At 64.9% G+C, this 21893-nt stretch carries 21 protein-coding genes; 11 read left to right on the plus strand and 10 right to left on the minus strand.

The features are described 5' to 3' along the window. The first annotated feature begins 35 nt into the window (after window positions 1-35). Window positions 36-986, plus strand: coding sequence for a transglycosylase SLT domain-containing protein (locus LG661_RS16550; RefSeq protein WP_230532986.1), 951 nt, complete (start codon window positions 36-38; stop codon window positions 984-986). Here LG661_RS16550 and LG661_RS16555 read toward each other — a convergent pair whose 3' ends face one another. Both LG661_RS16555 and LG661_RS16560 read right to left on the minus strand, forming a co-directional pair. Further along, a complete protein-coding gene (locus tag LG661_RS16555; RefSeq protein WP_047189580.1) occupies window positions 987-1223 on the minus strand; it encodes an Lrp/AsnC ligand binding domain-containing protein in 237 nt (78 codons plus the stop codon). It lies immediately after the preceding gene. Window positions 1224-1310: 87 nt separating this feature from the next. After that, window positions 1311-2615, minus strand: coding sequence for a UDP-glucose dehydrogenase family protein (locus tag LG661_RS16560; RefSeq protein ID WP_230532987.1), 1305 nt, complete (start codon window positions 2613-2615; stop codon window positions 1311-1313). A gap of 160 nt (window positions 2616-2775) precedes the next feature. Here LG661_RS16560 and LG661_RS16565 point away from each other — a divergent pair, with 160 nt between their 5' ends. Continuing rightward, window positions 2776-3792: an asparaginase gene (locus LG661_RS16565; protein WP_230532988.1), complete on the plus strand. Its 1017-nt coding sequence runs from the start codon at window positions 2776-2778 to the stop codon at window positions 3790-3792. A 3-nt stretch (window positions 3793-3795) separates the two neighbouring features. Here the strand turns inward: LG661_RS16565 and meaB are convergent, their stop codons facing one another. Both meaB and LG661_RS16575 read right to left on the minus strand, forming a co-directional pair. Beyond that, window positions 3796-4779, minus strand: coding sequence for a methylmalonyl Co-A mutase-associated GTPase MeaB (gene meaB / locus LG661_RS16570; RefSeq protein WP_230532989.1), 984 nt, complete (start codon window positions 4777-4779; stop codon window positions 3796-3798). A 31-nt stretch (window positions 4780-4810) separates the two neighbouring features. Further along, window positions 4811-5569: a DUF3750 domain-containing protein gene (locus tag LG661_RS16575; protein ID WP_230532990.1), complete on the minus strand. Its 759-nt coding sequence runs from the start codon at window positions 5567-5569 to the stop codon at window positions 4811-4813. A 184-nt stretch (window positions 5570-5753) separates the two neighbouring features. Here LG661_RS16575 and LG661_RS16580 point away from each other — a divergent pair, with 184 nt between their 5' ends. Continuing rightward, window positions 5754-6749: an alpha/beta hydrolase gene (locus tag LG661_RS16580; protein WP_230532991.1), complete on the plus strand. Its 996-nt coding sequence runs from the start codon at window positions 5754-5756 to the stop codon at window positions 6747-6749. A gap of 188 nt (window positions 6750-6937) precedes the next feature. Next, window positions 6938-7873 carry an omptin family outer membrane protease gene (locus LG661_RS16585; protein WP_230532992.1) on the plus strand — a complete coding sequence of 312 codons (936 nt, stop codon included), beginning with the start codon at window positions 6938-6940 and terminating at the stop codon, window positions 7871-7873. A gap of 35 nt (window positions 7874-7908) precedes the next feature. Here LG661_RS16585 and scpA read toward each other — a convergent pair whose 3' ends face one another. The 5 genes from scpA to LG661_RS16610 form a co-directional block, all read right to left on the minus strand. Further along, window positions 7909-10071: a methylmalonyl-CoA mutase gene (scpA, locus tag LG661_RS16590; protein ID WP_230532993.1), complete on the minus strand. Its 2163-nt coding sequence runs from the start codon at window positions 10069-10071 to the stop codon at window positions 7909-7911. Between the two features lie 87 nt (window positions 10072-10158). Then, entirely contained in the window at window positions 10159-10539 is a 381-nt protein-coding gene (locus tag LG661_RS16595; RefSeq protein WP_230532994.1) for a hypothetical protein, read from the minus strand. Between the two features lie 149 nt (window positions 10540-10688). Further along, window positions 10689-11087, minus strand: a complete 399-nt coding sequence (locus tag LG661_RS16600) for a hypothetical protein (protein ID WP_230532995.1) — start codon at window positions 11085-11087, stop codon at window positions 10689-10691. 46 nt (window positions 11088-11133) lie between these two features. Beyond that, window positions 11134-13149 carry a methylmalonyl-CoA mutase subunit beta gene (locus tag LG661_RS16605; RefSeq protein WP_230532996.1) on the minus strand — a complete coding sequence of 672 codons (2016 nt, stop codon included), beginning with the start codon at window positions 13147-13149 and terminating at the stop codon, window positions 11134-11136. A gap of 241 nt (window positions 13150-13390) precedes the next feature. Beyond that, window positions 13391-13771 (minus strand): DUF2267 domain-containing protein, encoded by a 381-nt coding sequence (locus LG661_RS16610; protein ID WP_230532997.1) that lies wholly within the window; start codon window positions 13769-13771, stop codon window positions 13391-13393. A gap of 125 nt (window positions 13772-13896) precedes the next feature. Here LG661_RS16610 and LG661_RS16615 point away from each other — a divergent pair, with 125 nt between their 5' ends. The 4 genes from LG661_RS16615 (at window position 13897) to LG661_RS16630 (ending at window position 17827) form a co-directional block, all read left to right on the plus strand. Then, the gene (locus LG661_RS16615) at window positions 13897-15435 is read left to right on the plus strand and encodes a helicase HerA-like domain-containing protein (protein WP_230532998.1); all 1539 of its coding nucleotides are present in this window, start codon (window positions 13897-13899) and stop codon (window positions 15433-15435) included. A 17-nt stretch (window positions 15436-15452) separates the two neighbouring features. Continuing rightward, window positions 15453-15914, plus strand: coding sequence for a GNAT family N-acetyltransferase (locus tag LG661_RS16620; RefSeq protein WP_230532999.1), 462 nt, complete (start codon window positions 15453-15455; stop codon window positions 15912-15914). Window positions 15915-15988: 74 nt separating this feature from the next. Continuing rightward, window positions 15989-17371 carry a M20/M25/M40 family metallo-hydrolase gene (locus LG661_RS16625; RefSeq protein ID WP_230533000.1) on the plus strand — a complete coding sequence of 461 codons (1383 nt, stop codon included), beginning with the start codon at window positions 15989-15991 and terminating at the stop codon, window positions 17369-17371. 18 nt (window positions 17372-17389) lie between these two features. Continuing rightward, complete coding sequence (locus LG661_RS16630) at window positions 17390-17827, plus strand: endonuclease domain-containing protein (protein WP_230533001.1); 438 nt, start codon at window positions 17390-17392, stop codon at window positions 17825-17827. On the opposite strand, the gene LG661_RS16635 is transcribed toward LG661_RS16630, so the two are convergent. Next, complete coding sequence (locus LG661_RS16635) at window positions 17802-18479, minus strand: haloacid dehalogenase type II (protein WP_230533002.1); 678 nt, start codon at window positions 18477-18479, stop codon at window positions 17802-17804. The two genes, LG661_RS16630 and LG661_RS16635, sit on opposite strands and share 26 nt — an antisense overlap. Before the next feature lie 161 nt (window positions 18480-18640). Between LG661_RS16635 and LG661_RS16640 the strand changes: the two genes are divergently transcribed. From LG661_RS16640 to LG661_RS16650, 3 genes are all read left to right on the plus strand, one after another. Beyond that, the gene (locus tag LG661_RS16640; protein ID WP_230533003.1) at window positions 18641-19516 is read left to right on the plus strand and encodes a branched-chain amino acid aminotransferase; all 876 of its coding nucleotides are present in this window, start codon (window positions 18641-18643) and stop codon (window positions 19514-19516) included. Window positions 19517-19630: 114 nt separating this feature from the next. Then, window positions 19631-20977, plus strand: a complete 1347-nt coding sequence (locus LG661_RS16645; protein ID WP_230533004.1) for an esterase-like activity of phytase family protein — start codon at window positions 19631-19633, stop codon at window positions 20975-20977. Between the two features lie 167 nt (window positions 20978-21144). Further along, window positions 21145-21864 (plus strand): DUF1194 domain-containing protein, encoded by a 720-nt coding sequence (locus LG661_RS16650; protein ID WP_230533005.1) that lies wholly within the window; start codon window positions 21145-21147, stop codon window positions 21862-21864. The last annotated feature ends 29 nt before the right edge of the window (window positions 21865-21893 follow it).

Consider the following 21893-nt stretch of genomic DNA (forward strand, 5'->3'; position numbering starts at 1 on the left):
TCCTCGGCCTTGGCCTCCTGATGGGATTTCAAGGCATGGTGGCGGGTCCCGCCGCCGTGGCGACTCTGCCCAGCGCCCTGACGGCGCGCCCCTATGCGGTCGCCCCGAAGCCGGTCATCGAGCCGAAGCTTCAGACCGCCTCGCTCCAGTTCACGCCCCGGCTCGCCAGTGATCCGGCCCTGTTCCGGGCGATCATCGAAGAGGCCTTTCCGTTCGTGAAGCGCCGTTCGGCCAAGCCCGTGCAGCAGCCGACACCTGAGGAGCTGGCGGGTGATCCGGACGAGCTCATCGCGTTCGGCGGGCGCAACGTGCCGCGCTGGCTGGTCCATTCCATACTCAAGGCGGCTCATGTGACGGGCGTCGATCCGGTCTACATGATGACCCTGGCCGATGTGGAATCGAGCCTGTCGCCCGAGGCGAAGGCCCGGACCTCTTCCGCCGAAGGCCTCTTCCAGTTCATCGACAGCACCTGGATCGAGACCGTCTACGCCCATGCGGCCGATTACGGCTTTCAGGGCGCTGCGGAGGCGATCCGCTATGTCAATGGAGAGCTGGCGGTCGATCCCAAGCACCGGGAATGGGTCATGAACCTGCGCACCGATCCCTACTTCTCGGCGCTCATGGCAGGCGAGCTGATCAAGGACGTGGAGCGGGCCCTCCAGGCGCAAGGGGAGCGCGAACTGGCCGAGGCCGAACTCTACCTCGCCCATTTCCTCGGCGCGTCCAGCGCAGTCCGCTTCCTCGAAGTGCTGGACCAGGATCCCAACATGCGGGCCTCCAAGCTCTTCCCGAAGGCGGCGAGGGCCAATGCGGGGCTGTTCATGGACGGCAAGGGCCGCCGCCGCCGGGCCGTCAGCGTTGCGGAACTCTACAACAAGATCGACACGAAGATCGTCCGCCGCCTGGACCGCTACGACGACATCGGCCCCTTCCTCGCCGAGGTCACGCGCGAGCCGACCGTGGAGACCACGGCCTCGGTGGAGTGATCAGAATGCCTTAAAGGTGATGATCGTGTGGGTGTCGGCGATTTCTGGGATGGATTGGACGTTCTCGGCGATGAAATGGCCGATATCGACCCCGTCATCCACGTGGAACTTGGCCAGGATGTCGTAGTTGCCGGCCGTGGAGTAGATCTCGGACGCAATCTCCCGGTCGGCGAGGGCGTTCGCGACCGCATAGGTCTTGCCGAGCTTGCATTTGATCTCGACGAAGAAGGTCTGCATGGGGGGCTCCAGGAGGATTCGGCTTTGCTGAACGATGCGCAGGTATGGCACGGGACGACGCCCGCGTGAACTGCCGCCTCCAAGAGCTTAGGATCGCCCGACGCTGACGTATGTGAAGCCGCGGCGGCGCATTTCCTCGGGACGGTAGATGTTGCGCAGGTCCACCACCACCGGTGCGGCCAGCGTCGCCTTCAGACGGCCCAGATCCAGCGCCCGGAAGATGTCCCACTCGGTGACGATCACCAGAGCGTCCGCGCCCCGCGCGCAGTCATAGGCGTCCTTGGCGTAATCCACATCCGTCAGCATGGAGGCGGCCGCCCCCATCCCCTCCGGATCGTAGGCCCGCACCTTCGCGCCTGCGTCCTGCAGCGCCGTGATCACGTCGATGGAGGGGGCCTCACGCATGTCGTCCGTGTTGGGCTTGAAGGTGAGCCCCAGCACCGCGATCGTCTTGCCCCGCACCGATCCGCCGCAGGCGGCGATCACCTTGCGCCCCATGGCGCGCTTGCGCTGGCTGTTGACCGCAGCCACCGTCTCGACGAGCCGCATCGGCGCCTCGTAATCCTGCGCCGTCTTGATCAGCGCCAGAGTATCCTTCGGGAAGCAGGAGCCGCCATAGCCTGGCCCCGCATGCAGGAACTTGGAGCCGATGCGGTTGTCGAGCCCGATGCCGCGAGCGACATCCTGCACGTTCGCGCCCACATGCTCGCACAGGTCCGCGATCTCGTTGATGAAGGTGATCTTGGTGGCGAGGAAGGCGTTGGCCGCATATTTCGTCAGCTCCGCCGTGCGCCGGGACATGGCGAGCAGGGGCGACTGGTTGAGGTAGAGCGGCCGGTAGATCTCGTTCATGACGCCGAGGGCGCGGGCGTCCTCGGTGCCGATGACGATGCGGTCCGGGCGCTTGAAGTCGGTGATGGCCGCGCCCTCGCGCAGGAATTCGGGATTGGAGACCACGGCGAAATCGGCGTCGGGCCGGGTCTCGTGGATAATGCGCTCGACCTCGTCGCCGGTGCCGACCGGAACGGTCGACTTGGTGACGATGACCGTATAGCCGTCGATGGCGGCGGCGATCTCGCGGGCGGCCTGGTAGACGTAGGAGAGGTCGGCATGGCCGTCCCCGCGCCGCGAGGGGGTGCCGACCGCAATGAACACGGCCTCCGCGCCCTTGACCGCCGTGGCCAGGTCGGTGGTGAAGGTCAGCCGTCCCTCGCGCACGTTCTTGGCGACGAGTTCGGAAAGCCCCGGCTCGAAGATCGGGATCTCGCCCCGGTTGAGCGCCTCGATCTTGGCCGGGTCCTTGTCGACGCAGCAGATCTCGTGCCCGAAATCGGCAAAGCAGGCCCCGGACACAAGCCCAACATAGCCCGAACCGATCATCGCTATACGCATCGCGAACTCCCAAAATCGCTGGAATCTGGGTTTAGGGTGGGGAAGGCTTGGCTGCAAGCGGGGAGCGCAAGATCGTTTTGCGGCCCTTTGCAACAATACCCCCTTTGACATTGTGCCCATCCGCGACCAAAAGAGCGCCGTTTTGATGACGGGGCCATTCATGGAAAACCCTTTTCTTGTCGACGTCGCTCGCGGGACGCTGATCGAATCGCGCCATCGGGGCAGCGTTGCGGTCGTCGATTCCGAGGGGGCGACGGTGCTGTCCTTGGGCGACGTGGAGCGGCGGGTCTTCCCCCGTTCGGCGGTCAAGGCGCTCCAGGCCATGCCCCTGGTCGAAAGCGGCATCGCCGACAAGTATGGCCTGACCGATGAGGAGATCGCGCTCGCCTGCGCCTCCCATTCGGGCGAGCCGGAACACGTGGCGGCCGCGAAATCCATGCTGAAGAAGGCAGGGCAGGACGCAGGCTGCCTCGAATGCGGCGTGCACTGGCCCATGGGAGAGGCTGCGAACCGGGCTCTCGCCGCGAAGGGACAGGGACCCAGCGCCCTCCACAATAACTGCTCGGGCAAGCACGCGGGCTTCGTCTGCCTCGCCTGCGGCCAGGGTAATGACCCGAAGGGCTACGTGAGGGCCGACCACCCGGTCCAGCAGGCCGTCCGCGAATCCCTGGAGGAACTGACCGGCGCCTGCCATACGCTGGACAAGAGCGGCATCGACGGTTGCTCGATCCCCACCTATGCCGTCCGTCTGCCCTCGCTCGCCTTCGGCTTCGCCCGGTTCGGCACCGGTGCCGGTCTTTCGGGAGAGGGCAGGGCGGCCGCCGAGCGGATCCGCAAGGCCGTCGCCAAGCATCCCTTCATGGTCGCCGGAACAGGCCGCTTCGACACGAAGCTGATGGAGCGCCTCGGCGAGCGCGCCTTCGTGAAGGTGGGGGCGGAGGGCGTCTATTGCGCCAGCCTGCCGGAACTCGGCTACGGCATCGCCCTCAAGGCGGAGGACGGGAATTCCCGCGCCGCGGAAGCCATGATGGCGGGTCTGATCCTGCGCTTCCTGCCCCTGAGCGACGAGGAGCGGTCGACTGTCGAGGCGCTGGCCCAGCCGGTGCTCAAGAACTGGAATGGCATCGAGGTCGGGCGAGTTCAGCTCGATCCGCTGCTTCTCGGGCAGAGCGCCTGAAACTCAAAGTCCCAGCAGCGTCACGATTTCGCTTGCGGCGGCGGTGGGCGACAACCCGCCCTCCGCAATGGCGCGCTCGATTTCCGGCACCCGGCGACGCAAGGCGGGGTCGTGGGTGAGGCGCTCATGCAGGCGCTCGTGGACCATGGCCCACATCCATTTCGTGTCCTGCGTCCGGCGCTTGGCGGCAAGCTCCCCTGTCGCCTCGAGGCGCTGGCGGTGGTCCAACACCTTGGCCCAGAGTTCGTCGAGACCTTGGCCGGTCAATCCGGAGATCGTCAGTACGGGTGGCGTCCATGCGGCGGAGGCGGGGGTGAGGATGTGCAGGGCTGCCTTGTACTCGGCGGCAGCGGCTTTCGCTTTCGCGCTCGCATCATCCGCCTTGTTGACCGCGATGAGGTCCGCCAGCTCCAGAATACCCTTCTTGATGCCCTGAAGCTCGTCGCCTGCGCCCGGCAGCATGAGGACGAGGAAGAAGTCGGTCAGGTCCGCCACCGCGGTCTCGGATTGGCCCACGCCTACCGTCTCCACGAGGATCACGTCGAATCCCGCCGCTTCGCAGAGCAGCATGGTCTCCCGCGTCTTGGCCGCGACGCCGCCGAGCGTCCCGGAGGAGGGAGAGGGGCGGATGAAGGCGTTCGGATCCGCAGAAAGTTTCGCCATGCGCGTCTTGTCGCCCAGGATCGCCCCGCCGGTGCGGGTGGAGGAGGGATCGACGGCAAGCACGGCGACCTTGTGGCCATTCTCTGTCAGCAGGCTGCCCAAGGTGTCGATGGTGGTGGACTTGCCCACCCCGGGCACCCCGGTGATGCCGACGCGCACGGCTTTCCCGGTGCGGGGCATCAGCTCCTGCAGGAGCGCGCGGGCGGCTTCCCGGTGATCAGGGCGGCGGGATTCCATGAGCGTAATGGCGCGCGCCAGCGCCGCGCGATCGCCGCGCGCGACGTCTTCTGCCGTGACGGATCTGGTTTGGGAGCCCCCGGTCATGGGGAAGGTGTAGCGCGTTTGGATGCGCTTTTCACCAGATGATCGGGTCCACGCCGATTCGTCCCCAGGCGGGGATTTTCAGGGCAGGGCGGCGGAAGTCGACGCCGGCGACGAGACCCATGAAGTCGATCTCCAGCCCCTCGACCCAGCCGAGGGCGAAACCCGCATAGCCACCGAGGGAGATCTGGATGCCGGTTTGGCTCGGCGTCAGGCTTACGAGGTCCCGCCAGGGCTGCCAGTCCTTGCCGAGCGCAGTCGGCGGCAGGGCCGCATCGAGTTCCGGGACCGAGCGCATGATATGCGCCACGAAGGTATTGGAGTTCGGTCCCGGCCACGCGTTGTAGGCGCCATAGCTCCGGTAGGGATAGCTCGCCACTGCCTGCCGGATCTGCGGGATCACCCGTTCCGCCGCCTCTCCCTGGAGCACGATGACCGGGTTGGGCGCATTGCCGAACCAGCGCCCGTCCGGCGCCCAGCCGTTGGTGCGCACGGGGCTGCCCCAGCCGACCTTGTCATAGCGGGTGTACTGGGAGGCTCCCGCCTCCTTCACCACCACCCAGGTGTGATGAGCGAAGATGCCGCGCCAGCGGCCGACGCGGGCTGCATAGATCGCGACGATGGCCTGGGGCGCTTCCGTCGGATCCGGCAGCAGCCTCGCACTCGACCAGTCGGCGGCATGCCGATTGGTGGCGATATCGTCGCGCAGGCTCCACCAGAGGGCGTGAGCCCCCAGGGGAAGGACGAAGAGACCGATGATGACGAGGAGGAGGCGGGCGAGGACGGCAAGCATGGCGGCAAGGTATGTCTCTCGATCCGGGCCATCAAGGCGCTGCTGCAGGTGACGCGGACACTATTCGTTTACCCATAGGCGCAAAGACTCGGACAACCCGTGGAAGCCTGCCTTGCGCCCGCCATGATCGGACGCAAAACAGCACCTCCCTTTCTTTCCTCCTGCATCTTCTCCTGAAGGCTTCATGCTCCCGATCACCCGACGCCTCGCTCTCGCCGGCCTTGCAAGCCTTGCCCTCTCCGGTTGCCTCGGGGACGATTCCGCTTTGACCAGCGCGGTGGCCTCGCCCGGCGCTGGCCTGTCCAAGGACCCAACGCTCCTCGTCGCGACGACGCGCCTGCCGGTTGCCGAGGCGCGGGAGGAGCCCTGGTTCGGCAGCGAGCGTTCGCCGGACCTCGTGTTTGCCGAGGCCAAGCTGCGACCGCCCTCAGACTCGCTGATCGGGCGCGTGACGTCCGGCGGCTGGAGCATCGCAGGTGTGGATTCGCTGACGACGAGCAATGGCGCGCAGGCTTTCGCGCAGGCTGCGCTCGGGCGTGACCTGCTGCTGTACATCCACGGCTATCGCGAGAGCTTCGAGACCGCTGCGACCTCGACCATCGAGCTGTCTCAGGGGATCGGATTCCGGGGAGCGACCGGCCTCTTCACCTGGCCTTCCGCCGCCTCGACCCTGAGCTACGTGGCCGACCGCGAGAGCGCCATGTGGTCGCGCGATGCGCTCGAGGATCTCCTGGCCGCCATTTCCAAGACGCCGAGCGGCGGGCGCACTCACATCGTGGCGCACAGCATGGGCACTCTGCTGACCCTCGAGACCTTGAGGATGCTGCGCGCCACCGGCGGCGACAGCGCCATGGAGCGCATCGGCGCGGTGGTGCTGGCGGCCCCCGACATCGACATCGATCTTTTCGCCCGCGGCTTGGAGCGGCTGGGGCCCGATGCGAAGAAGATTACGGTCATCAGCTCCACCAACGACCGGGCGCTTGCCGTGTCGAGCCGCCTTGCCGGCGGCATCATCCGCGCCGGCGCCGCCGACCGCGCCAGGCTGGAAGCTCTGGGAGTTCGCGTTGCCGACGCTTCCGAATTCGGCGGCGGCCTCATGACCATCAACCACGACCTGTTCCTCTCGAACAAGGAAGTGCAGCAGGTGGTGAAGCGGGCAATCGAGCGGGAGAAGGTGTAGCGTTTCAATCGCTTCCTTTGCGGCAGGCTGTGGTTTCGGCACTACAGACGCTGCCTTAGCTTGGCTTTACCGCAGGAGACATTCTGGATGTTATTCGTCCTATCGGCTGTCCCTGGAGTTCGCCTGTGCCTTTTGCGAGAAGACAAGCTGCCCTGTGCTGCGGAGGCGCCACTGCATGCCTGATCCTCATGGGAGGTATCGAGGCGCGAGCCGCGGACACCGTCAGCACCGCGCCGGCGGCTGCCTCGACAGCAAAGCCGGGAGGCATCTTCTCGGCCGAAGTTTTTGGCGGCTACTTCACGGGCACTGCCGGAGAGTATGTCTACAACGTGCCTGGCGACCGATCGAAGGTCAGCCAGCTCGACTGGCAGATTGACGGGGCGGCGATCATCGGTGTGCGGGTGATCTTCAAGCCCCTCGACTGGCTCGAAGTGAAAGGGGCCGGCTTCACCGTCCTCGACTCAGACAACGCCATGGACGATTTCGACTGGCTGGCCGGCTATGACGGCTTCGACAGTTGGACTCATTGGTCGCACAGCAAGGATACCCAACTCGCCAAATTCTACCAGGTCGATGCTTCCGCTGCGGCGCAACTCTTCGATGCCGGGCGCATCAGGGTCAGCGGGATTGCGGGCTACCGCTTCCAGACCTTCAAGATGAACGCCTATGGCGGTTCATACATCTACTCGAGCGAGATGGGCTTTCGCGACGTTGAGGGAAGCTTTCCGCCGGGCCTGCTCGGCATAGCCTACCAGCAATGGTGGCACACGCCCTATCTCGGCCTGGGGGTGCGCTACACCGGGGACAATCTGACGGTCAACGCAGAGGTCATCGGCAGCCCCTTCGTTATGGCGCATGACAAGGACCACCACAACTTGCGAGGGCTGGTTTTCGAGGAGGCCTTTGCCCCGGACCGGATGCTCGGCGCAGCGCTCGGCGTGGAATACGCCCTGACCGACAGCATCGCCCTGACGGGCCGGGTCGAGTACCAGAAGTTCCTCGAGGCGAGAGGCAGCACGCGGATAAAGACCGTCGATGGGCTCGCAGCCCACCTGCCAAAGCCCTCCGCCGGCGCCGACCTCACCACGCTGGCCCTGACCTTCGGATTGAAGGCCGGGTTCTAAGGCCTTATCGACGGGCCAATGCGCGGCAGGCGGCGTTACTCCGCGGCCTGCTTCGGACCGTAGCCGAGACGGCGGTTCAATTCCTCGATCAGGTTCACGGCTGCATCCGCGATCACGGTGCCTGGCGGGAAGATGGCGGATGCGCCAGCCTTGGTGAGCGCGTCGAAATCCTGCGGCGGAATCACGCCGCCGACCACGATCATGATGTCGTCGCGGCCATACTTGGCGAGCTCCGCCTTCAATTCCGGCACCAGGGTCAGGTGGCCGGCGGCGAGCGACGAGACGCCGATGATATGCACGTCGTTCTCGATGGCCTGCCGCGCAGCCTCCGCCGGGGTGGCGAAGAGGGGGCCGATATCCACGTCGAAGCCGAGATCGGCGAAGGCCGAGGCGATCACCTTCTGGCCGCGGTCGTGCCCGTCCTGTCCCATCTTGGCGACGAGAATGCGCGGGCGGCGGCCGTCGTCGTGCTCGAACTCCTCCACCAGACGGCGGACCCGCTCAACGGCTGGCGATCCCATGCCGACCTCCCGCTTGTAGACGCCCGAGATCGCCCTGATCTCCGCGCGATGACGGCCCCAGACCTTTTCGAGCGCATCCGAAATCTCACCCACCGTCGCCTTGGCGCGGGCGGCCTTCACCGCAAGGTCCAGCAGATTGTCATTGCCCGCAGCGCCCTTCGAGAGAGCCGCGAGCGCCGCATCCACATCGGCCTGGCTGCGTTCGGCTTTCAGGCGCTTGAGCTTCTCGATCTGGCTCGCGCGCACCGCTGCATTGTCCACCTTGAGGATGTCGATGGCGGCCTCCTCGCTGGCGCGGAAGGCGTTCACGCCGATGATTTTCTGGTGGCCTAAATCGATGCGCGCCTGGGTACGGGCGGCGGCCTCCTCGATCTTCAGCTTCGGGATGCCCGCCTCGATGGCCTTCGCCATGCCGCCGAGCGCCTCCACCTCCTGGATATGGCTCCAGGCCTTGTGGGCGAGTTCATAGGTGAGACGCTCCACGTAATAAGAGCCGCCCCAGGGATCGATGATGCGGGTCGTGCCGCTTTCCTGCTGCAGGAAGAGCTGCGTGTTGCGAGCGATGCGGGCGGAGAAGTCGGTCGGCAGCGCCAGCGCCTCGTCGAGGGCGTTGGTGTGAAGCGACTGCGTATGGCCCTGCGTCGCCGCCATGGCCTCCACGCAGGTGCGCACCACGTTGTTGAACACGTCCTGCGCGGTGAGCGACCAGCCGGAGGTCTGGGAGTGAGTGCGCAGGGGCAGCGACTTCTCGCTTTTCGGATCGAAGCCCTTCACGAGCTTGGCCCAGATGAGGCGCGCGGCGCGCATCTTGGCCACTTCCATGAAGAAGTTCATGCCCACCGCCCAGAAGAAGGACAGGCGCGGCGCGAACTGGTCGATGGTGAGCCCGGCTGCGATGCCGGCGCGGATGTATTCCACCCCGTCGGCGAGGGTATAGGCCAGCTCCAGATCCTGCGTCGCTCCGGCCTCCTGCATGTGGTAGCCGGAGATCGAGATCGAGTTGAATTTCGGCATGTTCGCCGAGGTGTAGGCGAAGATGTCGGAGATGATGCGCATCGACCCCTTGGGCGGGTAGATGTAGGTGTTGCGCACCATGAACTCTTTGAGAATGTCGTTCTGGATCGTGCCCGCGAGCTTGCTCGCCGGCACGCCCTGTTCTTCCGCCGCCACGATGTAGAGGGCGAGGATGGGGAGCACCGCGCCGTTCATGGTCATCGACACGCTCATCTGATCGAGCGGAATGCCGGCGAACAGCGTGCGCATGTCGTAGATGGAGTCGATGGCGACCCCCGCCATGCCCACATCGCCCGCCACGCGCGGATGATCGGAATCATAGCCCCTGTGCGTCGCGAGATCGAAGGCGACGGAGAGCCCCTTCTGCCCGGCTGCGAGGTTTCGCCGGTAGAAGGCGTTGGAATCCTCGGCCGTGGAGAACCCGGCATACTGGCGCACGGTCCAGGGCTGGTTCACGTACATGGTGGAGTAGGGACCGCGGAGATAAGGCGCGATCCCGGGATAGGTGTCGAGAAAGTCGAGGCCCTTCCGATCCCCGGGGCCGTAGGCTCCCTTTACCGAAATCCCTTCCGGCGTCAGCCAGGGCTCCGCGGCGCTAGCGGAGGAGGGCGCCAGGGGCGCGTCGGCGAAGGGGATGCTCGTGAAGTCCGGAATGCTGGTCATGGCCTTGAAATGGATGCCCTGCCGGTGAAACGGTTCGACCCATTCTAGGGCATCCCTCCACGCGATGCTACCGGAGCATCGTAGGGGCTAGCGGCTCCGCCGTTCCGCATCCCAGTAGCCCGAGCAGGTGCGCCCTCCCGAAGTGGCCCAGGTGCCGCGGCCGAAATTGCCCGAGAGGTTGCCCCGTACCACCGCCCGGTCCTGTCCGCGCGAGATCGTGGCGGCGACGGCGCCGTTGGGCCTGACCTGGCCGCTGACATTGAAGCTCTCGGCCCCGCCATAACGCAGACGACCGTTCTGGACGACGACGTTGTAGCGGTAGGCCCGGTCGCAGGCGCCCTGCTCGGTGACGACCTCGACGCTCCAGGAGCCGTCGAACCGAGCCGTCTGGCCTTGGGCCGGCGAGGCGATGGGAGCGGCAATGAATGCTGCGGCAAGGACGGCACAGGGCCAGGACGCCAATTGCATAAACAACTCCAATAAACCTTTGCTGAAAGTGTCGGAGACAACGTGAGGTCTTTCGGGCAGTTCCTGCGGAATTGTTCAGCTTTTCGAGAGCATGAAAAAGCCGCCCCATCCGAAGATGAGGCGGCCCGATGCCATGCGCCTGACGCCGATTAGAGCTTGGCCTCGACCGTGTTGGCGCTCTTCTGCGCGGTCCACCGGCCCGTGCAGCCATACTGGTCGACCTTCCAGGTGCCCGAGCCGGTCCGACCCTTCAGGCTGCCGAGGGCGTCCACCTTGGCGGAGCTGCGGCGGATGTCGAGATTGACGGCGCCGCTCGGGGCGATCCGCCCGTAAACATCTGCCGAAGCTTCGCCCGCGTTGGGGATATAGCGGACATTGCCCTTCTCGACGACGATGTCATAGCTGTAGCTGCTGCCGCAGATACCGGCATCCGTGACCATCTGCACCTTCCAGGTGCCGTCATGCTTATTCTTCGGGGCTGCGACGGCGCTGCCGACGATCATCAGGCCGAAGCCCAGGGCCATAGCTGACTGTTTTGCAAACTTCATTAACCGTGCTCCTCCCGGTCCTGAGGCCGGGAGGAAGTCTCAATGGTCAGGCGCAGGCCTCTTCGAGAGCCTCGCTCAGAACCTTGAGGGCATCGCACCCAGCAAAAATGAAAGTGGTGACCCCCGCCTCGATCAGCTCTTTTTCGTCTTCTCCGGGGCGGCCAGCCAGGAAGATAAGTTTTGACCCAGCGTCATTCAAGGTCCTTGCGGTCGCAGGGGCATGAAGTTTGTAAATTTCATCTGTCGAGCAGATGCAGGAAAGCTTGGCGTTGCTCGCACCATAGGTAGACTTAATGTTGTCCTGATCTGTTAATCCATCGTTCATGATGGTTTCTATTCCTCCTGCCTCGAAGAAGTTCTTGGCGAAGGTGGCGCGGGCGGTGAAATCTGCCGCCGTTCCGAGATTGGCCAGGAAGACCTTCGGGCGCGATCCCGTCCGGGCGCGGTAGGCATCCGCAATATCGCGCAGGCGCTCGAAAGGCTCGGCCGTACGGATGGAGGGCAGGGGAGCCACCGCCACGGGAGACGGGCCGGAAGCGGTGCCTGCCAGCTGCGGCAGGCCTGCACCCTCCGCCGCCATGCGGACGAGGGCGGAGAATGGGGTTTCCACCTTTGCCGCCGCGCCGACGGGCTCTCCTCCCTCTTGCGGGGAGGAGTTGGAGGTGGGGGTGTCGGCGTCATGGTCTGAAGCCTTGGCCCCACCCCACAAGGGGGAGGGGGACAAAACTGACACCTCGGCCTCTTTGATATTCGGGAACTCGCTCGTGCCGGTGATCGGCTCCTTGCGCGTGGCGACGGCCTTCTCCCGTTGGGCTCGCACGGCGGCGATGCGATCCTGGAGCTTGTCGCCGGTCAGGCTTTGCAGAATGCCGCCCTCGCGCTCGATCTCCTGGAACAGGGCCCAGGCCTTGTCGCACAGCGAGTCCGTCAGCGCCTCGAAGCCGCCCGCGCCTGCGGCCGGGTCCGCTACGCGGGCGAGGTTGGATTCGTCGAGCAGAATCAGTTGTGTGTTGCGCGCCACCCGTCGCGCGAAGGCATCCGGCAGGCCGAGCGCCGCCGTGAAGGGCAGCACCGTGGTCGCATCCGCTCCGCCGATGCCGGCGGAGAAGGCGGCGATTGTGGCGCGCAGCATGTTCACCCATGGATCGCGGCGGGTTGTCATCCGCCACGCGGTCTCCGCGTGAAGGCGGATCGGCTTCGGCTCCAATCCGCAGGCCTGCTCCACACGGGCCCAGAGGCGGCGCAGCGCCCGGAATTTGGCCACGGTGAAGAACTCGTCCGCATCGGCCACCAGCAGGAAAGAGAGAGCATTGCGGGCGGCATCGAGGGAATGGCCGTGCGCTTCCAGGGCGCGAAGATAGGCAAGGCCCGTCGCCAGAACGGCCGCCAGTTCCTGCGCCTCGCTTGCTCCCGCCTCGTGGTACACCCGCCCATCCGCAAGAAAAGCGCGGCCCGTGAAACCGCGCCGGGCGAGATCCGCCAGCGTATCACCCATGCGCTGGCCGACAGCACCCCAGGATGCGGACATCTTGCCCATCGCCGCCATGGCGCCCACGGGGTCGAGCCCGAGATCGAGCGAGAGATCGGAGAACTGGTGGCCGCGCCGCTCGGCAAGCGCCAGCATCAGCGCCGCCATCTGCCGTCCATGGCCGCCCGCGTCGAGGCGCAGGTGGATGAGGTCGAGCATCACGCCGGAGAGCGTCCGGTCGAGATCGTCGACGGAATCGATCCTGACGCCAAAGCCGCGCGAGGCGGGAGCTTTACGGGTGACGAGCGTGAGCGCGTCCGCGCCACCCTCGAGATCGAGAAGGGCGAGCTCGTTGGCCTTGGCCGGATCGGGATGGTCAACGCGCTGCGACACCCGCCAGCGGCCTGCCTCCGCACGCGCCACCTGCACGGCTTCATCCGCCTTCGGATAGAGCGGCTGGATGGCGATGCCGTCATGGCTGCGCCCGACGAGCTTCTTATTGAAGTCCGCCCCCTTCAGAACGCCCTCGACCAGCTTGAGCCATTGCTCGCGGGAGGCCTGAGGAAAATCTGCGGCGAGAGAAAGATCGTCCATGGGTATCCCCGTCCGAAGGAGGGCAGCGTCATTGGCGCGGGACAATACCGGGACGAGGGTGCGGTGGGAATGCCTCTAATTTCCAACAGCGCTTTGTCATTCCGGGGCGGCTCGCAAGAGCCGAGCCCGGAATCCATAAATGCCATGCTGGCCGGAAAATGCGCTGTCGGTACTTTAGCGCCTCGCCTCTAGCTGTCGTGCTTATGGATCCCCGCCTTCGCGGGGATGAGAATGTGCAGCGTTAGACGAACTGCGACAGCCCCGGGATCGAGCCGACGATGGGGCCCATGACGTCCTCGCCGGCCTTCTCGCGGCCATAGGCGAAGAGTTCCTTGCCCAGGGGCTGCATCTGGCCCATGGACACGCCTGTGCCCATGAGCTGGCCGCCCAGCGCCATCACGCCGCCGCCCATGGAGCCCATCATGCCCATGAGGCCGCCGCCAGCGCCGGTCTTCGACTGCTCGATGGCGTCCTCGGCGCCCGGCATGGCCGCGATGAGCTGGTTGACCTCGGCCTGGGGTCCTTCCTTCTGGAGATAGGCCAGGATGATGCCGATGGCCTTGCGGGCGGTGGCTGCGTCGAGGCCGGTCTTCTGCGTGACGCGCGCGATAAGCTCTTCCATGTGATTCTCCTGAAACTGCGGTGGGCCAGATGGTTCACATATGAACTATTAAATCAAGGAACCTGAGCGTGAAAACTCGCCACAAGGCGTCTAGGATCCCAGGACAGATTCTGGAGAGATAGACAATGCTCGAGGACGGCAAGATCTTCATCGGCAAAAGCACCAAGCCGGAATACCTCGATCTGAGGCTCGCCAACCGGCACGGGCTCATCACCGGCGCCACCGGCACGGGCAAGACCGTCTCGCTGCAGGTGCTCGCGGAAGGCTTTTCCAATGCGGGGATTCCCGTCTTCGCCACCGATATCAAAGGGGACCTCTCGGGCATCGGCGCTCCCGGCCAAGCCAAGGAGCCTTTCGTCCGCCGTGCGCAGGAGATCGGCATCGAGTATGTGCCTGACCGCTTTCCCGTCGTGTTCTGGGACCTTTTCGGCGAGCAGGGGCATCGGGTTCGCACCACGATCTCCGAGATGGGGCCGCTGCTGCTCTCGTGCCTGCTCGACCTCAACGACACGCAGGAGGGCGTGCTCAACATCGCCTTCCGCATCGCGGACGAGCAGGGGCTCCTGCTTCTCGATCTCAAGGATCTTCGCGCGCTGCTCCAGCTCGTCGCCGACAACGCCTCGGAACTCACGACCGCCTACGGGAACGTGTCGAAGGCCTCGATCGGCACGATCCAGCGCCAACTTCTCGTGCTGGAGAACCAGAAGGGCGAGGAGTTCCTCGGCGAGCCTGCGCTCGACATCAAGGACCTGATGCGCACGGACCGGGACGGGCGCGGCATCGTCAACATCCTGGCGGCGGACAAGCTGATGAACAATCCGCGCCTCTACGCCACCTTCCTGCTCTGGATGATGTCGGAGCTGTTCGAGGAGTTGCCGGAGGTGGGCGACCTGGACCAGCCCAAGCTCATCTTCTTCTTCGACGAGGCGCACCTTCTCTTCAATGATGCGCCCAAGCCCCTGATCGAAACCGTGGAGCGGGTGGTACGCCTCATCCGCTCCAAGGGAGTCGGCGTCTATTTCGTCACGCAGAACCCGGTCGACGTGCCGGAGACCGTGCTGGCGCAGCTCGGCAACCGGGTCCAGCACGCCCTTCGGGCCTATACCCCGCGCGAGCAGAAGGCGGTGCGTGTGGCGGCGCAGACCTTCCGCCAGAACCCGGCCTTCGACGCCGAGAAGGCGATCACCGAACTCGGCGTCGGCGAGGCCCTGGTCTCGATGCTGGAGGGCAAGGGCGCGCCTTCCATGGTGGAGCGCACCCTCGTCGCGCCGCCCATGGCGCAGGTCGGGCCCATCGACCAGGCCGAGCGCCAGCAGATCGTGGTCTCGAGCCCCATGAGAGGGAAATACGACCAGTCCGTCGATGTGGAATCGGCCTACGAAATGCTCGCCAAGCGCGCCGAGCAGGCGACGGCGGATGCCAAGGCGGCAGAGGGCGGAGGCGGCATTCTCGACATACTAAACAACATCTTCGGCACGAGCGGTCAGCGGAAGGGGAACCTCACGGTCGGCCAGCGGGTCACCCGGGAGGTTACCCGCACCGTCGTCAACCAGACGGTGGGCACCCTCGCCGCCGAAATCGGCAAGTCCATCGGCGGCCGTCGCGGCAGCTCCCTCGGCCGCGCCATCGTGCGGGGGACCTTGGGCGGGCTGTTGAGGCGGTAGGTTCCGGGAGGGGCGTTATGGAGATCCGCCTCGCAGATCTAGAGGACCTTGCACAGATCGAGGCGGTCGTTCACGCCGCTTATGTTCGCTACGTTCCGCTGATCGGGCGCGAACCGGGGCCGATGCTCGATGATTACGCCGCCCTGATCGCACGGCGGCAGGTCCATGTCCTTTGCGACAATGGCCAAGTTCAGGGAGTTCTCGTCCTGCTGCCGGAGGATCACACGATGCTTCTCGACAATGTTGCCGTGCGGCCGGAGGCGCAGGGGCGCGGCTACGGTCGCCAGCTGATCGCCTTCGCCGAGAAGGTTACTCGAGAGAGTGGCCTGCGTAGGCTGCGGCTCTACACCAACGAGGCGATGACCGAGAATGTCGCCTTATACGAGCGCCTGGGCTTCATCGAGACCCACCGTGGCGAGGAGAAGGGATTCAAGCGAGTCTACATGACAAAGCTTCTGGACGGCTCGCCCGGAACCTGAAACCCGTCTTGCAACAGCCGGGTTCAAAGGGATACCTCTTGAAGTAACCTCTCTCACCAGGCAGCTATCGCACCATGTCCAAGCTCGACCAAGTTCTCGCGAAAATCGATTCCGACCTCGACGCCTCCCTGGAGCGGCTGTTCCAGTGGTTGAAGGTTCCCTCGATCTCCACCGATCCCGCCTTTAAGGACCATTGCCGCATTGCGGGCCAGTGGCTGGTGGACGAACTCAAGGGCATCGGCGTCGAGGCGTCCCTGCGGGAGACCGGCGGGCATCCGGCGGTGGTAGGCCATGCCAAGGGCGGGGCGAAGCCGCATGTGCTTTTCTACGGTCACTACGACGTGCAGCCGGTCGATCCGCTGGAGCTGTGGGAGACACCGCCCTTCGAGCCGCGCATCGTCACCCTGCCGGACGGCCGCAAGGCGATCAGCGCCCGTGGCGCGTCCGACGACAAGGGTCAGGTCCTGACCTTCGTCGAGGCCTGCCGCGCCTGGAAGGCGGTGACAGGCTCGCTTCCCATCGACATCACCTTCCTCGTCGAGGGCGCGGAGGAGGACGGCTCCAAGTTCCTCCCAGAATTCATCCAGGCCAACAAGGATGAGCTGAAGACCGACGTGGCCCTCGTCTGCGACACCGGCATGTGGGACCGGGACACGCCCGCGATCACCTCGTCCCTGCGCGGGATGGTCTATGAGGAAGTGATCGTACGCTGCGCCGACCGCGACCTGCATTCGGGCACGTTCGGCGGCGCGGCGCGCAACCCGATCCACGTGCTCTCGAAGATCATCGCCGCCATCCACGACGACAATGGCCGGATCACGATCCCCGGCTTTTACGAGGGTGTCCCTGAGACGCCCACGCAGGTCCTCGATCAGTGGAAGGGCCTGAACCTGACGGAGGAGGAGTTCCTCGGCCAGGTTGGTCTCAAGCATTCCGCCGGCGAGAAGGGCCGCATGCTCATCGAGCAGATCCAGTCCCGCCCGACCTGCGACGTGAACGGCATCATCGGCGGCTATACGGGCGAGGGCACCAAGACGGTGATCGCCTCACAGGCGAGCTGCAAGGTCTCCTTCCGCCTCGTGGGCGATCAGGACCCGGCCAGGATCTCGGAGAATTTCCAGGCTTTCGTGCGTGAGCGGATTCCCGCTGACTGCTCGGTGGAGTTCATCAGGCACAAGGGCTCCCGCGCGCTCGCCCTGCCGCACGATTTTCCGGCCCTCACGGTTGCGAAGGCGGCGCTGCACGACGAGTGGAAGCAGGAGCCCATCGTTATCGGCATGGGCGGCTCGATCCCGGTCGGCGGCGATTTCAAGCGCACGCTCGGCCTCGACACCCTCTTTGTCGGCTTCGGCCTCGATGACGACCGCATCCACTCGCCGAACGAGAAGTACGACCTCCAGAGCTTCCACAAGGGCACCCGCTCCTGGGCCCGGATTCTGGCGGCTCTGGCGGAGTAGTGGACATAGCAAGCAGGGATGCAGCGTTTCATTCAGCGGGCGCAACAGCTTCGCCAGCGGCAGACAGGCGCCGAAGCTCTGTTGTGGCAGGCGCTGAGAAATCGCAAGCTGGCGCGTTGGAAGTTCCGGCGCCAGCATCCCATTGACCGTTATGTCGTCGATTTCGTGTGCCTCGATGCAAAGCTCGTCATCGAAGTGGATGGCGCAACCCATTCAACGGACCGGGAAATCCGGCAAGACGTCGAGCGAGTTCGCGTCCTGGAGGCTTGCGGCTACCTTGTCATACGCTTCGTCAATGCGGAGATTTATGACAACCTTGATGGCGCAGTGGAAACTATCCTCGCGGAATTGGAACGACGGGTTTGCTGTGAGCGATCAGTCCAGCGAAGCGCCGGATCACCTCTCCCTCAGGGAGAGGTGAGGCTACGCCTCACACCAGCCTGTCGAGCGACGTGACCACGGCTTGAGGCGCAAGCTCCGCATACTCGTCCGGCAGGCCCAGCCTGTTCACCCAGATCGTATGTAGGCCGAAGGCGGTCGCGCCTGCGATGTCCCAGCGGTTGGACGAGACGAAGGCGATCTCGTCCGCCTCGAGCGAAAGGGATGTCAGGGCAAGCTTGTAGGTGCGCGGGCTCGTCTTGAAGATGCCTGCCGCATCGACCGAGAGGACCGCATCGAGGCTGCCTGCAAGGCCTGCCGATTCCACGGCGGCGGTGAGCATGCCGGGATCGCCGTTCGAGAGGATGCCGGTTTTCAGGCCCCGCGACCGCAGTGCGTTCAGGGTCCCCAGAACCTCGGGGTAGGCGTCTAGTGTGCGGTAGGCCTCCAGAAGAAGCGGCCTGACGGAGCGGTCGACGTCCGGAAAGCGCGCGAAGGCATAGTCGAGGGCCTGCTCGGTCAAGGACCAGAAGGGCTCATAGCGCCCTGCGAGCGACAGGACCCAGGAATATTCGAGTTGCTTCGTGCGCCAGACCTCGGAGAACCTCGCAGCCTCCGGCCCGACCGCTCCCATATGGCGGGCGACGGCCGAATGGACATCGAACAGGGTTCCATAGGCGTCGAAGACGACGGCTTTGGCTTGGGCGGGGAGGGCGGCAGAAGACGACATGAAGGCAAGCTTCGCACCGGACTTCCCCAGAGGCAACCGATCAGCTCCTCTCATGCGACCCATCACAAGACTTTATGTCCCGGCTAGCGGCTGAACGATTGACGGGGCCGGTCGCAGGCGGTTCGATGGGACAGGCATTCTGACCGATAAGGACAACGAACGTGGCTTGGTATTCGCAGACCTGGAACTGGTTCAACGGCGCATGGCATGAGGGCAATCCGCCCCTGATCGGGCCCCGGTCGCACGTTTCCTGGCTCGGCTCCTCGGTCTTCGACGGGGCGCGGGTCTTCGAGGGCGTCATGCCCGATATGGACCGGCACTGCGAGCGTGTGAACCGCTCGGCCCTCACCATCGGCCTCAAGCCCACCATGGACCCGAAGGTCATCCATGAGCTCGTCCGCGAGGGCGTGAAGAAGTTTGCGCCAGGCACGGCGCTCTACGTGAAGCCCATGTACTGGGGCGAGGCCGAGGGCCTCGCCACTATTGCGCCGGACCCGGAATCGACCCAGTTCTGCCTTTCGCTCTTCGAAGCGCCGATGCCGGTGCCGGGCGGGCTCTCTGTTATGAAGTCGAGCTTCCGCCGCCCGACGCTCGAATCCATGCCGACCGACTCGAAGGCGGGTGCGCTCTATCCCAACAACGCCCGCGTGATCCGCGAGGCGAAGGAGAAGGGCTTCGACAACGCCCTCGTCTGCGACGCGCTGGGTAACGTGGCCGAGACCGGCACCTCCAACGTGTTCATGGCGAAGGATGGGGTGGTCTATACGCCCTACCCCAATGGCACGTTCCTCAACGGCATCACCCGCCAGCGCGTGATCCAGCTCCTGCGGGATGACGGCGTCCAGGTGGTCGAGGGCACCCTACGCTATGAGGATTTCGCCGCGGCCGACGAGATCTTCATCTCGGGCAACTATTCCAAGGTCATGCCGGTGCTGCGCATCGACAGTCGCGACCTCCAGCCCGGGCCGTTCTACAGCCGCGCCCGTGAGCTCTACTGGGCCTTCGCCCACGGCAAGGGCGTGAGCCAGGCTGCGTAAGGAGACAGCTGGGGAGATTTCCCCAGCGTCATCCGACTGTCGTCGAGACGTCAACGGACAGACATCGGGCTTCTTCTAGAGACACCTCGCTTGAAAAAGCCAACGAGGTGAAAGATGTCTGTCCGTACTTTCGCGGCCCTGCCGCTGACCCTGCTGCTCGGCACCAGCGCCCTGGCGCAGCAGCAATTCCCGGCGACGCTCGCCGGCCATGTCGTTATCCCGGCCCAGAGCTTCGTCGAGGCTCCGTCGGATGCTCCCGCCGATCTCAAGGTTTCGGGCAAGTTCACCACCGGCAAGCGCGTCGAGGCACTCGGCACCGTCGAAGGCCTGTCCGGCGGCCGGCCGACCGGCGTGAAGGTTCCGTTCAATGGCCAGCCTCTCCAGGGGCATTCGGGCATCAAGTCGGTCGGCGACGGGACATTCTGGGTCCTGACCGATAACGGCTTCGGCTCCAAGGCGAACTCGCCCGACTCGATGCTGTATCTCAACCACTACAGGATCGACTGGAATGACGGGTCGGCCAAGCGCCTCGCGACCGTCTTCCTGCACGATCCGGACAAGAAGGTCCCGTTCCGGATCGCGAATGAGGGCACCGAGAAGCGCTATCTCACCGGTTCCGACTTCGACATCGAAAGCTTCCAGCCCATCGGGGACAAGATCTGGATCGCTGACGAGTTCGGCCCCTTTCTGATCAAGGCCGACCGCTCGGGCAGGATCGAGGCCGTTTACGAGACGATGGTCGACGGCAAGCCGGCGCGCTCGCCCGACCACTACGCAATCACGACGCCTGCGACGCCCACGGCCAACGTCGACTTCACCGTGCGCCGGTCGAAGGGCTATGAGGGCATGGCGGCCTCTAAGGACGGCAAGTTCCTCTATGCGCTCCTCGAAGGCCCGGTCTGGGATGCCGGGAACAAGCAGTGGGAGAATATCGACGGCCGCGAGTATCTCCGTATCCTCGAGTTCGATGTGGCGAACGAGAAATGGACTGGCCGTCATTGGAAGTACGTCCTCGACCAGAACGGTCTCGCTATCGGCGACTTCAACATGATCGACGGCACGACGGGCCTGATCATCGAGCGCGATAACGGCGAGGGCACCGCCGACAAGGCCTGCCCGCAGGGTGAGAAGCGGCCCGACTGCTTCCATGACCTCGCGAAGTTCAAGCGCATCGTGAAGGTTGAGCTGTCGGACGCCAATGCGAACGGCCAGGCTCGGAAGATCGGCCATGTCGACCTCATGCAGATCGCCGACCCGAACAAGAAGGCGCGAAAGCCCCTCAACGGCAATGTGCTGACCTTCCCGTTCTTCACCATCGAGAACGTGGACATGGTCGACGACCGGCACATCATCGTCGGCAACGACAACAACCTGCCGTTCTCGTCCAGCCGCGAGCCCAACAAGGCTGACGACAACGAGTTCATCCTGCTCGACGTCGCGGAGCTTCTGAAGGCCCGCTGAGCCGGAACAACCTCAATCCCGACCGGCCGCCGCCCTGCTGCGGCCGGTCTCCTTTTCGAGAGACTGCAGGTCTCGATTGTGTGATTGCCGGCCGGGTGACCCGGTCCTTGCCTGCACTAGATGGCTTCCGCAATGCGTCCATTGCCGGACCTTCGCTGGAGCACCTCATGCGATCCTTCCTGAAAAGTCTCCTGATCCTCGGCCTCATGGCGGTGCCGGCCAAGGCGGAATCCGTCGATCTCGAACTCGTCTTCGCCTCCGACGGCTCGGGCTCCATCGACAATGAGGAACTGCGCCTCCAGCGTAAGGGCTGGGCCGACGCCCTGATGAGCGAAGAGGTGCTCTCCAGTATCCGGAACGGGCCTGTCGGGGCCATCGCGGTCGCCTTCATGGAATGGGGCGGGCCGAGTTCGCAGGTGCTCGTGGTCGATTGGCATGTGATCCGCGACGAGGCGAGCGCCAGGAACTTCGCCGACAAGCTCATGAGCGCGCCGCGCGGGGCTACCGGCTATAACTCGATTTCCAACGCCATCGATTTTTCCGTGCGCCTTGTCGAAACCAATGCCTATGAGGGTACGCGCAAGGTCATCGACGTCTCGGGTGACGGGCCCAACAGAGGGGGCAGGTCTCTGGAGGAGGCGCGGACCGATGCGTTGGGTAAGGGCTTCATCATCAATGCCCTCGCCATCCGCCGCCCCGGGAGCGGTCGGCCTGGCGGTCCGGGCGGTATGCCGCTGGAAGACTATTACGGCCAGAGCGTCATTGGTGGCCCGGGCTCCTTCGTTGAGACCGCCGACGAGACCCGGCCCTTCGCGATCGCTGCCCGACGAAAACTCCTGACGGAGATTGCAGGGACGGGCGGGGCTGCGCGTCACGCAAGCCGTTGAAGCACAATTCGTTCAATCTTGTGGCGTAG

Origin of the sequence: Microvirga roseola (assembly GCF_020866965.1) — a bacterium.
Lineage (GTDB): Bacteria > Pseudomonadota > Alphaproteobacteria > Rhizobiales > Beijerinckiaceae > Microvirga > Microvirga roseola.

Coding starts and splice junctions, on each gene's coding strand:
- LG661_RS16620 (WP_230532999.1), top strand. CDS start 15,453: ATGGAGATCCGCCTCGCAGATCTAGAGGACCTTGCACAGATCGAGGCG.
- LG661_RS16585 (WP_230532992.1), top strand. CDS start 6,938: ATGGGAGGTATCGAGGCGCGAGCCGCGGACACCGTCAGCACCGCGCCG.
- LG661_RS16600 (WP_230532995.1), bottom strand. CDS start 11,087: ATGAAGTTTGCAAAACAGTCAGCTATGGCCCTGGGCTTCGGCCTGATG.
- LG661_RS16630 (WP_230533001.1), top strand. CDS start 17,390: ATGCAGCGTTTCATTCAGCGGGCGCAACAGCTTCGCCAGCGGCAGACA.
- LG661_RS16645 (WP_230533004.1), top strand. CDS start 19,631: ATGTCTGTCCGTACTTTCGCGGCCCTGCCGCTGACCCTGCTGCTCGGC.
- LG661_RS16635 (WP_230533002.1), bottom strand. CDS start 18,479: ATGTCGTCTTCTGCCGCCCTCCCCGCCCAAGCCAAAGCCGTCGTCTTC.
- LG661_RS16580 (WP_230532991.1), top strand. CDS start 5,754: ATGCTCCCGATCACCCGACGCCTCGCTCTCGCCGGCCTTGCAAGCCTT.
- scpA (WP_230532993.1), bottom strand. CDS start 10,071: ATGACCAGCATTCCGGACTTCACGAGCATCCCCTTCGCCGACGCGCCC.
- LG661_RS16615 (WP_230532998.1), top strand. CDS start 13,897: ATGCTCGAGGACGGCAAGATCTTCATCGGCAAAAGCACCAAGCCGGAA.
- LG661_RS16595 (WP_230532994.1), bottom strand. CDS start 10,539: ATGCAATTGGCGTCCTGGCCCTGTGCCGTCCTTGCCGCAGCATTCATT.
- LG661_RS16650 (WP_230533005.1), top strand. CDS start 21,145: ATGCGATCCTTCCTGAAAAGTCTCCTGATCCTCGGCCTCATGGCGGTG.
- LG661_RS16555 (WP_047189580.1), bottom strand. CDS start 1,223: ATGCAGACCTTCTTCGTCGAGATCAAATGCAAGCTCGGCAAGACCTAT.
- LG661_RS16550 (WP_230532986.1), top strand. CDS start 36: ATGGTGGCGGGTCCCGCCGCCGTGGCGACTCTGCCCAGCGCCCTGACG.
- LG661_RS16610 (WP_230532997.1), bottom strand. CDS start 13,771: ATGGAAGAGCTTATCGCGCGCGTCACGCAGAAGACCGGCCTCGACGCA.
- LG661_RS16625 (WP_230533000.1), top strand. CDS start 15,989: ATGTCCAAGCTCGACCAAGTTCTCGCGAAAATCGATTCCGACCTCGAC.
- LG661_RS16605 (WP_230532996.1), bottom strand. CDS start 13,149: ATGGACGATCTTTCTCTCGCCGCAGATTTTCCTCAGGCCTCCCGCGAG.
- LG661_RS16560 (WP_230532987.1), bottom strand. CDS start 2,615: ATGCGTATAGCGATGATCGGTTCGGGCTATGTTGGGCTTGTGTCCGGG.
- LG661_RS16565 (WP_230532988.1), top strand. CDS start 2,776: ATGGAAAACCCTTTTCTTGTCGACGTCGCTCGCGGGACGCTGATCGAA.
- LG661_RS16575 (WP_230532990.1), bottom strand. CDS start 5,569: ATGCTTGCCGTCCTCGCCCGCCTCCTCCTCGTCATCATCGGTCTCTTC.
- meaB (WP_230532989.1), bottom strand. CDS start 4,779: ATGACCGGGGGCTCCCAAACCAGATCCGTCACGGCAGAAGACGTCGCG.